A 13311-nucleotide genomic window follows, 5' to 3' on the forward strand; every position below is an offset into this window, starting at 1 on the left:
GTTGACGTAGATTTCAGATTATTATCTTTTCTGGTCTGGTGCGATTTAGAAGAGATGAAAATTTGTATGAAAAAAGCTGGCTTGCTCGGTGTACTGCTGGTGTTACTGCCCTTAGCAGCTTGTTCGCCCCAGCCCAACTCAACAACATCGGCACCAAAGGCGAGTGATCAGGTGCAGCCATTGGTAGCAGGAGCCATTCCAGACCAAGATCCAGAGAAGTTGCAGCGCTTATATGGCAAGCTGGCGGATTACTTAACTAAGGAATTGGGAGTGCCTGTTCAGTACAAACCTGTGACCGACTACACCGCAGCGGTGACCGCTTTTAAGGTCGGTGATCTAGACCTAGTATGGTTTGGTGGTTTGACAGGAGTTCAAGCTCGCTTGCAAGTTCCAGGAGCTGAAGCGATCGCCCAACGGGATATTGATGAGAAGTTTCACAGCGTCTTTATTGCTAACAAGTCTAGTGGTCTCACTCCCATTCAAGATCTAAAAGAATTAACCGCATTGAAGGGGCGTACGTTTACTTTCGGCAGCGAGTCTTCAACTTCGGGCCGTTTGATGCCGCAGTATTTCCTCCAACAAGCGGGCATGAGCCTGAACGACTTCAAAGGCCAACCGGGGTTTTCTAGCTCACATGACGCCACGATCAAGTTGGTAGAAGCAGGAACTTACGACGCTGGAGTGCTGAATGAGCAGGTTTGGCGCGATCGCGTTAAGGCTGGGGAAGTCAATCTAGACAAGGTTGTGGTGTTGTGGCAAACGCCCGCTTATTACGACTATCACTGGGTAGTCAATCCCCAGGTCAAACAGCGCTATGGTGAGGACTTTCCGCAGAAGGTACAAGCAGCTTTACTAAAGCTAGACCCCAAGGTGCCAGAGCAAAAGGAAATTCTGGATTTGTTCGGGGCGCAGAAGTTTATCCCCACTCAGAACGGTAACTACGCCAAAATTGAAGCCGTAGGTCGCGAGATTGGCAAGATTAAATGAGTGCGGCTGTCCCGATTTTGGAGTTGAAACAGGTTAGTCAATGGTTTGGCTCGTTTCCCGCCTTGGCCGAGATCAACTTGCAAATTCAAGCAGGAGAGCGAGTGGCTTTGGTTGGGCCTAGCGGAGCCGGAAAAAGTACATTAATTAGCTTGCTCAATGGCACCTTGTTTTCTAGTCAAGGAGAGGTTTGGGCCATTGGTCGCAATTTGTCGATGCTTTCCCCTCGGACGTTACGACGAGTACAGCAACAAATTGGCACGGTCTATCAACAGTTTCATCTAGTTGATAACCTACGAGTGGTACATAACGTTAACGCGGGGCACTTGGGGCGCTGGTCTTGGTTCAAGTCAGCCCTTTCCCTCCTTTGGCCTCTGGAAGTGGAAGTTGCAGCCAAAGCCCTAACTCAAGTGGGCATCCCCGAAAAGCTTTACGATCGCACCGATCAACTTTCGGGCGGGCAACAACAACGAGTCGCTTTAGCGCGAGTATTGGTGCAAAATCCGACGGTGATTTTGGCAGATGAACCGATTGCTAGCCTCGACCCAGAGCGCAGTCGAGAAATCATGGATCTGTTGCGTAACCTAAGTCAAAGCACAGGCAAAACTTTGGTGATGAGCTTACACTCGATTGAACTCGCCCAAAGCCATTGCGATCGCATCATTGGCTTAAGGCAAGGACAAATCCTCTTTGATGTGCCTTCGACTGCGATCTCACCTGAAATGATTGCAGCGCTCTACCGAATTGATCACGAATATTAGATTTGCTGTGTGGCCGACTCGCGATCGCTCCTCTTCTAAAATCTCTACCAACCTACCTCCTCGCCCTTCACTGCTGAATCAACGAACCCTGTGGGGTGTTGTTTGTTTAGTCGCGATCGCTTGGTCTGTCCAACAAACTGGCATTTTTAGCCGTAGCCTATTCAATCCAGGGGGCTGGAGTTTAGTCGGGCGTTTTCTCGCAGCTAGCTTCCACCCCGATTTCAGCCCAGCTTTTCTTTGGCTTACCTGGCACTCTACACTCACAACTCTGGCTTATGCGGTGTGTGGGACGAGTCTCAGTGTTGTGGTTGGTATGGTTGGGGGAGTACTAGCTTCTGAGGTTTGGTGGCAATCCGTTTTTCCAAGCAAACGTGAAACGGTTCGCTTCCAGTCTTGGGACAAAAAGCTTAAACGTTGGTCATTTGCCAATCGCGATCGCTGGCCTTGGCTCAGTATTAGAGCGGTGTTGTCGGTGCCACGTGCGATTCATGAAATTATCTGGGGATTGTTTTTCGTCAACATTTTCGGGTTAGACCCACTCACAGCCGTATTGGCGATCGCAATTCCCTTCGGTGCAATCACGGCCAAGGTCTTCTCCGAAATTCTGGACGAAACTTCTCGCCAGCCTTTGCTAGCACTGCTAAATAGCGGCGTGTCACCACTGCAAGCATTGACTTATGGCTTAATTCCTCAAGCTTTTCCCAATCTACTCTCTTACACGTTCTACCGATTTGAATGCTCAATTCGTTCGGCGGCTGTCCTAGGAATCATCGGAGCTGGTGGTCTAGGCTATCAAATCTTGCTGAGTCTGCAATCTCTACGCTACGAACAGATGTGGACGCTGTTCTTGGCGCTATTTCTTCTCAACGGCTCCGTTGACTTTTGGAGCGCTCTCTTGCGTCATTGCCTGGGTTTACCGAATCGGCTAGATCTCAATACTCTCAACTTGACTCAGCGCCCCTCTCTGTTTTATCAGCGCGATCCGGTGGTGATTGGTTCTTGGCTGGGGATGGTGCTATTGCTCCCGTTTTCGTTTTGGTATGTCCAAGCAGATGTCAGCAAGCTTTGGCAACCTCGGACTCTACAGCTCTTGAGCGAAGTATTTCAAACTGCTTGGTCGCCTCATTTAACTGGCATTTCCAGCAGTCAACTTTGGGAATTAGCGACGCAAACCCTGGCGATGTCAATCTTGGCAATGGCGATCGCTGGAGTCGGTGGTGTCCTACTTTCCTTTCCTGCCGCCCACAACTTTTTTTTGCCAGGTGGCCTACTGAACCCAAAGAAAACTAATCAAGCCGCCAAATTCTGGAGTCCAACGGGTTTATTACTGACTCGCTTCTGGTTGCTTGTTAGCCGAGCCATTCCAGCCCCCATTTGGGCTTTGATGTGGCTGTTCGTCTTGTTTCCCGGAATCTTACCTGGTGCGATCGCTCTTGGCTTGCATAACTTAGGTATCTTAGGCCGCTTGATGGCTGAAGTGAACGAAAATTTAGATGAGCGACCCTTAAAAGCCCTCAAAGCTCAAGGTGCACGAGGAGCCCAAGTCTTTCTATATGGCGTCTTGCCTCCCACATTTCCCCGCTTTATCGCTTACATCCTTTACCGTTGGGAAGTCTGTATTCGAGAAACCGTGATTGTGGGGTTAGTCGGTGCGGGTGGCCTCGGTCGATTACTGACAGAACAACTCAGCAGCTTTGACTATCCAGGATTACTAGTCACGTTGGGTTGCTTTATTGGTTTAACATTCGTAGTGGATCTCATTAGCGCGACTCTTCGCAAGGCCCTGCGATAGCTTGATTTTGACTATCAAAGAGTCTTCGTCCTGATGCGGCTTTGCAGGCCAAGCTTAATAAACTGAATCGTTAGATGAACTAATTTTGCAAATTGACTAGACAAGTTCAAACAAATTGTCTAAGATGTTTTATTGTCGCCAAAAAACCGGGCTAACAAATTCTCCCCAGAATTTCAGCAAAGTAAAAGCTTTGTTGCCTTTGTCTCAGAGTTGATAACTCAGGCAAAGAGAAATGCTTCTGGGTCCGTTAATTGAGAGTTAAGGTCAGGCTGAGATTGAGTGAACCAAAGCGTGTTAGCATTGGCTTCCGATCAATAGCTTGGCTTGTGCCCTAAGGATACTGAGCGGTTTTGCTTAAGTCCCGGCGAAAGTAGGCAGCGTCAAACCATATTGGTTTGGCATTCATCGAAAAAGCTAGCCTCAAGTATTGCAGGACTTCCAAGAGAAAGATTCTGTTGATTCAGGTCTTACTCTTGGCTGGTCTCTGACAAGGTTCATCGGAGTTATGAATCATTTTTTGGTTCAGCTCCTTTGTAGTGTGTACAAAAGGGAGACCAGTTGCTGTGTCTGTGGGTATTCTCGGCACCAAACTTGGCATGACTCAGATCTTCGACGAAACAGGGAAAGCAATTCCTGTGACTGTCGTTCAAGCGGGTCCATGCGCTATTACGCAGATTAAAACAGCATCAACCGATGGCTACTCTGCCATTCAGGTTGGCTTTGGCGAAACAAGCCAAAAGGCGCTGAATAAACCTGAACTAGGCCACCTGGCCAAATCGAATGCTACGCCGCTACGCCATCTACAGGAATATCGGCTAGATAATACCAGCGAGTTTGAGCTAGGTCAGCAAATCAAAGCAGACATCTTTTCTGCTGGTCAAATCATCGATGTCATCGGTACTAGTATCGGTCGCGGCTTCGCTGGTTATCAAAAGCGTCATAATTTCGCTCGTGGTCCTATGGCCCACGGTTCTAAAAACCACCGTGCCCCGGGTTCGACGGGAGCTGGTACTACGCCAGGACGCGTTTATCCAGGAAAGCGGATGGCTGGTCGTTTGGGTGGCTCGCAAGTCACGATTCGTAAATTGACAGTGGTTCGCGTAGATGCTGAGCGCAATCTATTGCTGATCAAAGGGGCGGTTCCTGGTAAGCCGGGTGCGTTGCTGAGCATCGTTCCTGCTAAACAAGTAGGTCGTTCAAAGTAAAAGCTCTGTAGGCGTTATGCTGGCTGATCTTGGCTCGCAGGCCATCGCAGACAAGAGGCTACAGGACAGGGATTAAAGAGAGATATGGTTAACTGTGTAGTTCGAGACTGGGAAGGAAAGGAAGTCGGAGAGGCTCCCCTAGACCTCCGTGTTGCAAAAGAAGGGACGGCTTCTCACGTTGTTCACCGAGCATTGGTTCGTCAATTGGCGAATGCTCGCCAAGGAACTGCGAGTACCAAAACCCGTGCAGAAGTGAGTGGAGGGGGTCGTAAGCCCTGGCGGCAAAAAGGTACAGGGCGTGCCCGTGCTGGTTCCAATCGTTCTCCCCTGTGGCGGGGTGGTGGTGTCATCTTTGGCCCGAAGCCAAGAGATTACACGATCAAGATGAACCGGAAAGAGCGTCGTTTAGCTTTGAGAACTGCTCTGCAAAGTCGGTTCGAAGATTTGGTAGTTGTGCAGGATTTTGCTGATCAACTGCCTCGGCCAAAAACTAAAGAATTGATATCCGCGATCGCTCGTTGGGGAATTGAGCCAACAGCTAAAATCCTGTTGATCATGCCTGAGCGTGCCGAAACTGTTTACCTCTCAGCTCGCAACATCCCTAACCTGAGACTCATCTCTGCGTCCAACTTGAATGTCTTCGACATCCTTGCTGCGGATCAGATTTTGACCACAGCATCTGCTCTTACGAAAATCCAGGAGGTCTACGGTGACTAAGGCTAATCCTCGCTCTTTAGCAGATTTGATTCGCCGCCCTCTGGTGACTGAGAAAGCAACTCGATTGCTAGAAGACAACAAATACACCTTTGAAGTTGCTCCTCAAGCAACTAAGCCACAAATCAAGGCGGCGATCGAGGAACTATTTGAAGTTAAAGTCGTGGGTGTCAACACTCAAAGACCTCCCCTCAAGCAGCGTCGAGTTGGTAAGTTTATGGGTCATCGCCCCCAGTACAAGCGGGCGGTCGTAACTTTGGCAGCAGGAGATTCTATTACTCTGTTCCCTGAAGTTTAGGGTTTTTCCTTGTACTGTCGGTAGGGGCGTATTTTGATATGCCCGTACTAGCAACATTGTTGAATGGTCTACTAGTGCAACCAAGAGTTTGAGTTATGGGCATCCGTTCTTATCGGCCATATACCCCTGGAACTCGTCAGCGTACCGTCTCAGACTTCGATGAGATTACACGTAGCGAGCCAGAAAAGTCTTTAACAATTTCAGTTCACCGCGCCAAAGGTCGGAATAATCGGGGTGTAATTACCACTCGCCATCGGGGTGGTGGTCACAAACGCCTCTACCGTATCATCGACTTTCGTCGTGACAAGCGCAGTATTCCAGCGCGGGTTGTATCGATTGAGTACGATCCCAACCGTAATGCTCGCATCGCCCTGCTGCATTACCGTGATGGTGAGAAGCGTTATATTCTCCATCCTTTAGGTCTTAAGGTCGGCACCCTAGTGGTTGCTGGTCCTGACTCACCCATTGAGATTGGTAATGCTCTACCCCTGAGCAGTATTCCTCTAGGTACTGGCGTACATAACGTTGAATTGGTGCCAGGAAAAGGTGGGCAAATTGTCCGGGCTGCTGGAGCTATCGCTCAGGTGGTTGCTAAAGAAGGAGCTTATGTCACGCTGAAGCTGCCCTCTGGTGAGGTTCGCCTGATTCGCCGCGAGTGCTATGCCACGATTGGTCAGGTCGGTAATACCGAAGCTAGAAATATCAGCTTGGGTAAAGCAGGCCGCAAGCGCCACTTGGGCCGTAGACCCGAGGTGCGGGGCAGCGTTATGAACCCAGTGGACCACCCCCACGGTGGTGGTGAGGGTCGCGCTCCTATCGGTAGAAGCGGGCCTGTCACTCCTTGGGGTAAGCCAGCTCTAGGCTACAAGACTCGTAAGAAGCGGAAACTGAGCGATGCCTTGATCGTCCGTCGCCGTCGTAAGTCTTCCAAGCGGGGTCGTGGCGGTCGGGAGTCCTAAATCTCTTGGCTTCTGATGTAGGCCCTTAAATAGGGTCTGCATTGACTCTTGATAGAACGATTTGTAATCACCGATAGGTTGACTGAGCTATGTCTCGTTCCTTAAAAAAAGGCCCTTTTGTCGCTGACCACTTAATGAGCAAGATTGAAGCGTTGAATGCTAGAGGCGAAAAGCAAGTCATTAAGACTTGGTCTAGAGCTTCCACCATTCTGCCGCAGATGATTGGTCATACGGTGGCGGTTCATAATGGTCGTCAACATGTTCCTGTATATTTGACCGAGCAAATGGTGGGTCACAAACTAGGAGAATTTGCTCCGACTCGCACATTTCGTGGTCACTCTAAGAGTGACAAGAAGGCTCGTCGGTAATAAAGATGTGAGGGTTTAGCCGTTTGCTTCAGCCTGTGAGTTGGAGATTGTAAACCCATTTTGCAGGCTGCTAGCCAGAGGGATAGAAGGGTAAATTTATGGCTGTTGATACTACTGAAGTAAAAGCGATCGCACGCTACATCCGCATGTCCCCCCACAAGGTTCGGCGGGTTCTAGACCAAATCCGGGGTCGGTCTTATCGAGAAGCGCTGATTATTCTGGAATTTATGCCCTATCGGGCTTGTGAGCCTGTACTTAAAGTTTTACGCTCTGCTGTTGCCAATGCTGAGCACAACGCTGGACTTGATCCAGCCACCTTGGTGGTTAGCCAAGCCTTTGCTGACCAAGGTGCTACCTTAAAGCGCTTTAGACCTCGGGCTCAAGGTCGCGCCTATCAAATTCGTAAACCTACCTGCCACATTACTGTAGCGGTTGCGCCTCAAGGGGATGCATAGATAGGACGCTTCTTGGTATCTCTATCCCCCTTAACTTAGCTAGCCCTTTACTGCTTTTATCGAGGACGTATTCGTGGGACAGAAAATTCATCCAGTTGGTTTTCGTTTGGGTACAACCCAAGAACACCGCTCCCGCTGGTTCGCTGAACCTAGCCGCTATCCAGAGCTTTTGCAGGAAGACTACAAAATCCGTCAGTTTGTTCAGAAAAACCTGAGCAATGCTGGTATCTCTGAAATTAGAGTTGAACGCAAAGCTGATCAAATCGATCTAGAAATTCGTACCGCTCGCCCTGGCGTAGTCGTGGGGCGCGGTGGTACAGGAATCGAATCTCTACGCGCTGGACTGCAAGCTGAATTGGGCAGCAGCGATCGCCAAATCCGCATCAACGTTGTAGAAGTTGCTCGGGTGGATGCAGATGCAGCCTTGATTGCTGAATACATTGGTCAGCAACTAGAGCGCCGAGTTTCCTTCCGTCGAGTGGTGCGCCAAGCGATTCAAAGAGCCCAACGAGCCGGGATCGAAGGCATCAGAATTCAAGTGAGTGGTCGCTTGAACGGAGCAGAAATCGCTCGACCAGAATGGACTCGTGAAGGTAGAGTCCCCCTTCATACTTTGCGGGCTGATATTGATTACTCCTATCGCACTGCTCAGACCATTTATGGTGTGTTAGGAATCAAAGTTTGGGTGTTCAAGGGTGAGATTATTCCTGGTCAGGAAGAACCCGCTCCCGCAGGCAATACTCAGCCTCGTCGTCGCCAGCAACGCCGCCGTCAGCAATTTGAAGACCGCTCTAACGAAGGTTGATTTGCGAAGTCTGAGTATAGACACAGGATTGCTAAACATCAGCTTTGAGTGATCGCCTACAGATTGGAATCGAACCATGTTAAGTCCAAGAAGAACTAAGTTTAGAAAGCAACAGCGCGGCCGGATGCGCGGTTTGGCGACTAAAGGGAGTGCGCTGAATTTCGGTGATTTTGGGTTGCAGGCATTAGAGCCAGCCTGGATTACTTCCCGCCAAATTGAGGCTAGCCGTCGAGCTATGACTCGCTACATTCGCCGGGGTGGCAAAATCTGGATTCGAATTTTCCCAGACAAGCCTGTAACGATGCGTCCTGCTGAAACCCGGATGGGTTCTGGTAAAGGAAATCCTGAGTTTTGGGTGGCAGTCGTCAAGCCCGGTCGCATCATGTTTGAGATTGGTGGAGTAACTGAAGAGACCGCTCGTGAGGCAATGCGTTTAGCTGCCTTCAAACTACCCATCAAAACTAAAGTAGTTGTCCGTCAAGTAGAAGCGGCAGTAGAAGCAGAAGCGCCTGCTGAGGAGTCGTAGAACATGTCTCTTCCCAAGATTGATGAGGTGAAAAACCTCAGTGATGAAGAACTTAACGAAAGAATTTTGGCTGTAAAGCGTCAGTTGTTTGAGTTGCGAATGCAGAAAGCAACTCGACAGTTAGAAAAGTCACATCAGTTTAAGCATGCTCGGCACCAGCTAGCTCAACTCATGACAGTGGAAAGAGCACGCCAGATAGCTGCATCCTCAACCACGCAGTCAGCTACAGAACAGGAGTAGGCGATCATGGCAGTTAAAGAAAGAGTTGGCTTGGTTGTCAGCGACAAAATGGACAAGACAGTAGTTGTGGCGGTAGAGAACAGAGCGCCTCACCCCAAGTACGGCAAAATCATGGTACGCACCAAGCGTTACAAAGCCCATGATGAAGAAAATAAGTGTCATGTGGGCGATCGCGTCCGCATTCGTGAAACTCGACCTCTCAGCCGCACCAAGCGCTGGATTGTCAGTGACATCCTTAACAGTGCTTCACAAGTCTAGAACCAGGGAGACCAGACGTGATTCAACAAGAGTCTTACCTCAATGTGGCTGACAATAGCGGTGCGCGCAAACTGATGTGTATCCGCGTTTTAGGGGGAAACCGCCGTTACGGTGGTGTTGGCGATGTCATTATTGCTGTCGTTAAGGATGCAATTCCTAACATGGCAGTCAAAAAGTCTGATGTGGTCCGCGCTGTGATCGTTCGTACCAAGAAAGGCTTGAGACGCGATAGCGGCATGAGCATTCGCTTTGATGATAATGCTGCTGTTATCATCAACGCCGATGGCAACCCCAGGGGAACTCGCGTATTTGGCCCTGTAGCCCGTGAACTACGCGACAAAAACTTCACCAAAATTGTTTCTCTGGCTCCGGAGGTGCTGTAATGGCAGGCAAAAATCAAGCAACGACGCCAGTTCGTCACAGAATGCATGTGAAGAAAGGCGACACAGTTCAAATCATTGCTGGCAAAGACAAAGGGACGATCGGTGAGGTCTTGAAGACCTATCCTAAGCTCAGCAAAGTAGTGGTTCAAGGGGTTAACGTTAAGACCAAACACGTTAAACCTCAACAAGAAGGCGAATCAGGCCGCATTGTGACGACTGAAGCGCCAGTTCACAGCTCCAATGTCATGCTGTATTCGACCAAGCAAAAAGTGGCTAGCCGCATTTGCTATACCTTTGACGACAGTGGTCGCAAGGTGCGGATGCTCAAGAAAACTGGCGAGATTATTGACTAGACAAAGTCAAATCTAACTCCAGGTAAATCACTAGGCTTCATTTCCCTGACAAAGCCCAGGGTAAAAGGACGAAATTATGGCGGGAAAGCTAAAAACAACTTATCAAGAACAAATCGTACCGAAGCTGATGGATCAGTTTGGCTACACCAACATCCATCAAGTGCCGAAACTGGTCAAAGTCACCATCAACCGTGGTCTGGGAGAAGCTTCTCAGAATGCAAAAGCTCTTGAGGCTTCTGTGAATGAAGTCGCAGTCATCACAGGTCAAAAGCCTGTTGTGACTAGAGCCAAGAAAGCGATCGCTGGCTTCAAGATCCGTCAAGGAATGCCTGTCGGTGTCATGGTCACCCTGCGGGGCGATCGCATGTATTCCTTCCTAGAGCGACTAATCAACTTGTCGCTGCCCCGAATTCGTGACTTTCGTGGTATTAGTCCCAAAAGCTTTGATGGCCGTGGTAACTACACTTTGGGTGTGCGAGAGCAACTCATTTTCCCAGAAATTAGTTACGACAGCATCGACCAAATCCGTGGGATGGACATCTCAATCATTACAACTGCAAACAATGACGAGGAGGGCCGCGCCTTACTGAAAGAGATGGGTATGCCCTTTCGGGAGTAATTAAGGCAGACGGTTTCATAAAGAGGGAACTATGGCGGCTAACGACACAATTGCAGACATGCTGACGCGTATTCGTAATGCAAATCTAGCGCGGCATCAGACTACAGAAGTACCAGCAACTAGAATGACTCAAAGTATTGCCAGAGTCCTCAAAGACGAAGGTTTTATCTCTGACTTTGAGGAAGTTGGTGACGGGGTGAAGCGACATTTAGTCATTGCCCTGAAATATAAAGGAAAAAATCGTCGACCTATTATTACAAACTTAAGACGGGTTAGTAAGCCAGGTTTGCGTGTTTACTCCAATCGCAGAGAACTACCGCGCGTATTAGGCGGCATTGGCATTGCGATCATTTCTACTTCAAGCGGCATTATGACGGATCGTGAGGCACGTCGTAGTGGTGTTGGCGGTGAAGTGCTTTGCTATGTTTGGTAAGCCAATTTACCAAGCAGAATCTTGTCGAGATGCACAGGAAGTCCTAGATCCTGTTCATCTACATCAACCAGGAGTATTCAGTCATGTCTCGCATTGGTAAGCGTCCCATTAGTATTCCTCAGAAAGTGACTGTCACAATTGAGGGGCAGCAGGTTGCGGTTAAAGGACCTAAAGGTGAACTTTCTAGGATTCTACCGAACGAAGTAATTGTAGAGCAGGAGGGTGAAACTCTGCTGGTGAAGCGCCGGGATGAATCTCGTGCGGCTCGCCAACGGCATGGTTTGTCCCGCACCTTAGTTTCCAACATGGTAGAAGGTGTTTCTCAAGGATTCCAGCGTCGCCTAGAAATCCAAGGAGTTGGTTACCGGGCCCAAGTTCAAGGGCGTAATTTAGTACTGAGTGTCGGTTATAGCCACCCAGTACAAATTGAGCCTCCTGAAGGTGTGCAGATGGCTGTCGAAAACAACACCAACGTTCTTGTTAGTGGCATCGACAAAGAAATCGTTGGCAACATCGCAGCACGCATTCGAGCTGTTCGTCCACCAGAACCCTACAAGGGCAAAGGTATTCGCTACGCAGGTGAGTTCGTCAGACGCAAGGCTGGCAAAGCAGGGAAGAAATAGATATGAAACTTAGTCGTAAAGAATCAACCCGTCGTCGGCATCGTCGGATTCGACGGGATGTAGTGGGTACAGCAGAACGTCCTCGGCTATCCGTTTTTCGCTCACATCAACATATCTATGCTCAGGTTATTGATGATACTAAGCAACGTACCTTAGCATCTGCTTCAACCTTGGAATCAGACTTAAAGTCAAAATCAGCGTCTGGCTCTACCTGTGATGCCTCGGTTGAAGTCGGTAGGTTAATTGCTCAGCGATCGCTGGAGCAGGGCATTAAGCAGGTTGTCTTTGATCGAGGTGGCAATCTCTACCACGGTCGGGTTAAAGCTCTGGCAGATGCAGCTCGCGAAGGTGGGCTAGATTTCTAGGCATCCTGTCATTGTCACTGCTCTTTAGAGTTCAGCAAGAGTTTGCTGAGTTACGAGCAAAAAGCTCAAAATTAGATATCGCTTCAGGTTATCAAAACTCAGGACAGAAACATGGCGAATCGTCGTAAAAGCAACCGCACTCGTGAAAAAGAGGCTGACTGGCAAGAGCGAGTTGTGCAAATTCGCCGCGTGACCAAGGTGGTCAAAGGCGGTAAAAAGCTCAGTTTTCGTGCGATCGTTGTTGTTGGTAACGAACGAGGCCAAGTTGGTGTTGGTGTCGGTAAAGCCAGTGACGTGATCGGCGCAGTAAAGAAGGGTGTCGCTGATGGTAAGAAGCATATTGTTGATGTGCCTCTAACCAAAGCCAATTCTATCCCTCACCCTGCAACGGGTGGTGGTGGTGGAGCTAAGGTGATGATGCGCCCTGCTGCACCTGGTACAGGAGTAATTGCCGGGGGTGCTGTACGTACAGTTCTAGAGTTAGCAGGCGTTCGTAACATCTTAGCCAAACAACTTGGCTCCGGTAATCCGCTAAGCAATGCTAGAGCTGCGGTTGAAGCCTTAGGAACTTTACGAACCTTCTCAGAAGTAGCCGAAGAACGCGGCATTCCTATCGAAAATCTCTACGCTTAAACCGTTTTCAACTGACGGTTTGGCTGCTGTAAAGCACCGGCGCGATCGCGTTTGTACAAGTTGTTAACGGAATTAGAATCATGAGACTAGAAGATGCTCATCCCCAACCGGGCTCTAAGAAGCGCGGTCGTCGCGTTGGGAGAGGAATTGCTGCTGGACAAGGCGCTAGCTGTGGCTTTGGTATGCGTGGTCAAAAATCAAGATCAGGAAGTGGCACACGTCCTGGCTTTGAAGGGGGACAAATTCCTCTCTACCGCCGCTTGCCCAAGTTAAAGCACTTTACTGTAATCAATCGTGAGCAATACACCACGATTAATGTCAGTAAATTAGCCTCTTTACCAGCAAATACGGAAGTTACTTTAGCCTCCTTATTAGAACTAGGTTTACTGACGTCTGATGATGGTCCCCTAAAAGTACTAGGGGATGGTGAACTGAATGTTTCTCTGAAAGTTCAGGCAGCAGCCTTTACTAAATCTGCTAGAGCAAAGATTGAAGCTGCAGGCGGTAGCTGCGAAGCATCAGAGGCTGAATAAGGTT

Annotated in this window: 21 protein-coding genes; all 21 read left to right on the forward strand. The window is 49.2% G+C overall.

Features of this window, described 5'->3' with window-relative positions; translation table 11 throughout:
- Positions 1 to 66 precede the first annotated feature (66 nt).
- A complete protein-coding gene (locus H6F90_RS20900) occupies positions 67 to 987 on the forward strand; it encodes a putative selenate ABC transporter substrate-binding protein (RefSeq protein ID WP_190554161.1) in 921 nt (306 codons plus the stop codon).
- Positions 984 to 1745 carry a phosphonate ABC transporter ATP-binding protein gene (locus H6F90_RS20905; protein WP_190554162.1) on the forward strand — a complete coding sequence of 254 codons (762 nt, stop codon included), beginning with the start codon at positions 984 to 986 and terminating at the stop codon, positions 1743 to 1745. Before H6F90_RS20900 ends, H6F90_RS20905 begins: the two co-directional genes overlap by 4 nt.
- Positions 1711 to 3537 carry an ABC transporter permease gene (locus tag H6F90_RS20910; protein ID WP_242024564.1) on the forward strand — a complete coding sequence of 609 codons (1827 nt, stop codon included), beginning with the start codon at positions 1711 to 1713 and terminating at the stop codon, positions 3535 to 3537. Before H6F90_RS20905 ends, H6F90_RS20910 begins: the two co-directional genes overlap by 35 nt.
- A 563-nt stretch (positions 3538 to 4100) precedes the next feature.
- Positions 4101 to 4742, forward strand: a complete 642-nt coding sequence (rplC, locus tag H6F90_RS20915; protein ID WP_190431458.1) for a 50S ribosomal protein L3 — start codon at positions 4101 to 4103, stop codon at positions 4740 to 4742.
- Positions 4743 to 4826: 84 nt separating this feature from the next.
- Complete coding sequence (gene rplD, locus H6F90_RS20920; RefSeq protein WP_190554163.1) at positions 4827 to 5459, forward strand: 50S ribosomal protein L4; 633 nt, start codon at positions 4827 to 4829, stop codon at positions 5457 to 5459.
- Complete coding sequence (locus H6F90_RS20925) at positions 5452 to 5754, forward strand: 50S ribosomal protein L23 (protein WP_190431462.1); 303 nt, start codon at positions 5452 to 5454, stop codon at positions 5752 to 5754. The genes rplD and H6F90_RS20925 overlap by 8 nt, the downstream gene beginning before the upstream one ends.
- Before the next feature lie 95 nt (positions 5755 to 5849).
- Positions 5850 to 6713, forward strand: a complete 864-nt coding sequence (rplB, locus tag H6F90_RS20930; RefSeq protein WP_190554164.1) for a 50S ribosomal protein L2 — start codon at positions 5850 to 5852, stop codon at positions 6711 to 6713.
- Positions 6714 to 6802: 89 nt separating this feature from the next.
- Positions 6803 to 7081 carry a 30S ribosomal protein S19 gene (gene rpsS / locus H6F90_RS20935; protein WP_190431466.1) on the forward strand — a complete coding sequence of 93 codons (279 nt, stop codon included), beginning with the start codon at positions 6803 to 6805 and terminating at the stop codon, positions 7079 to 7081.
- 98 nt (positions 7082 to 7179) lie between these two features.
- The gene (rplV, locus tag H6F90_RS20940) at positions 7180 to 7536 is read left to right on the forward strand and encodes a 50S ribosomal protein L22 (RefSeq protein WP_190431468.1); all 357 of its coding nucleotides are present in this window, start codon (positions 7180 to 7182) and stop codon (positions 7534 to 7536) included.
- 73 nt (positions 7537 to 7609) lie between these two features.
- The gene (gene rpsC / locus H6F90_RS20945; protein WP_190431470.1) at positions 7610 to 8341 is read left to right on the forward strand and encodes a 30S ribosomal protein S3; all 732 of its coding nucleotides are present in this window, start codon (positions 7610 to 7612) and stop codon (positions 8339 to 8341) included.
- A 76-nt stretch (positions 8342 to 8417) separates the two neighbouring features.
- The gene (rplP, locus tag H6F90_RS20950; protein WP_190431472.1) at positions 8418 to 8867 is read left to right on the forward strand and encodes a 50S ribosomal protein L16; all 450 of its coding nucleotides are present in this window, start codon (positions 8418 to 8420) and stop codon (positions 8865 to 8867) included.
- A 3-nt stretch (positions 8868 to 8870) separates the two neighbouring features.
- Positions 8871 to 9107, forward strand: coding sequence for a 50S ribosomal protein L29 (rpmC, locus tag H6F90_RS20955; protein WP_190431474.1), 237 nt, complete (start codon positions 8871 to 8873; stop codon positions 9105 to 9107).
- Positions 9108 to 9113: 6 nt separating this feature from the next.
- Positions 9114 to 9365 carry a 30S ribosomal protein S17 gene (gene rpsQ, locus H6F90_RS20960; RefSeq protein WP_190431477.1) on the forward strand — a complete coding sequence of 84 codons (252 nt, stop codon included), beginning with the start codon at positions 9114 to 9116 and terminating at the stop codon, positions 9363 to 9365.
- A gap of 17 nt (positions 9366 to 9382) precedes the next feature.
- Positions 9383 to 9748, forward strand: coding sequence for a 50S ribosomal protein L14 (gene rplN, locus H6F90_RS20965; RefSeq protein ID WP_190431479.1), 366 nt, complete (start codon positions 9383 to 9385; stop codon positions 9746 to 9748).
- Positions 9748 to 10101 (forward strand): 50S ribosomal protein L24, encoded by a 354-nt coding sequence (gene rplX / locus H6F90_RS20970; RefSeq protein ID WP_199296068.1) that lies wholly within the window; start codon positions 9748 to 9750, stop codon positions 10099 to 10101. The genes rplN and rplX overlap by 1 nt, the downstream gene beginning before the upstream one ends.
- Positions 10102 to 10177: 76 nt before the next feature.
- Entirely contained in the window at positions 10178 to 10720 is a 543-nt protein-coding gene (gene rplE / locus H6F90_RS20975; RefSeq protein WP_190431481.1) for a 50S ribosomal protein L5, read from the forward strand.
- A 31-nt stretch (positions 10721 to 10751) separates the two neighbouring features.
- The gene (gene rpsH, locus H6F90_RS20980; RefSeq protein WP_190431483.1) at positions 10752 to 11153 is read left to right on the forward strand and encodes a 30S ribosomal protein S8; all 402 of its coding nucleotides are present in this window, start codon (positions 10752 to 10754) and stop codon (positions 11151 to 11153) included.
- An 83-nt stretch (positions 11154 to 11236) separates the two neighbouring features.
- Positions 11237 to 11776 carry a 50S ribosomal protein L6 gene (gene rplF / locus H6F90_RS20985; RefSeq protein ID WP_190554165.1) on the forward strand — a complete coding sequence of 180 codons (540 nt, stop codon included), beginning with the start codon at positions 11237 to 11239 and terminating at the stop codon, positions 11774 to 11776.
- Positions 11773 to 12141: a 50S ribosomal protein L18 gene (gene rplR, locus H6F90_RS20990; protein ID WP_370588066.1), complete on the forward strand. Its 369-nt coding sequence runs from the start codon at positions 11773 to 11775 to the stop codon at positions 12139 to 12141. Before rplF ends, rplR begins: the two co-directional genes overlap by 4 nt.
- Positions 12142 to 12252: 111 nt before the next feature.
- Complete coding sequence (gene rpsE / locus H6F90_RS20995) at positions 12253 to 12774, forward strand: 30S ribosomal protein S5 (protein WP_190431489.1); 522 nt, start codon at positions 12253 to 12255, stop codon at positions 12772 to 12774.
- Positions 12775 to 12854: 80 nt separating this feature from the next.
- Positions 12855 to 13307 (forward strand): 50S ribosomal protein L15, encoded by a 453-nt coding sequence (rplO, locus tag H6F90_RS21000; protein ID WP_190554166.1) that lies wholly within the window; start codon positions 12855 to 12857, stop codon positions 13305 to 13307.
- Positions 13308 to 13311: the final 4 nt, after the last annotated feature.

The organism is Trichocoleus sp. FACHB-591, assembly GCF_014695845.1.
GTDB lineage: Bacteria > Cyanobacteriota > Cyanobacteriia > FACHB-46 > FACHB-46 > Trichocoleus.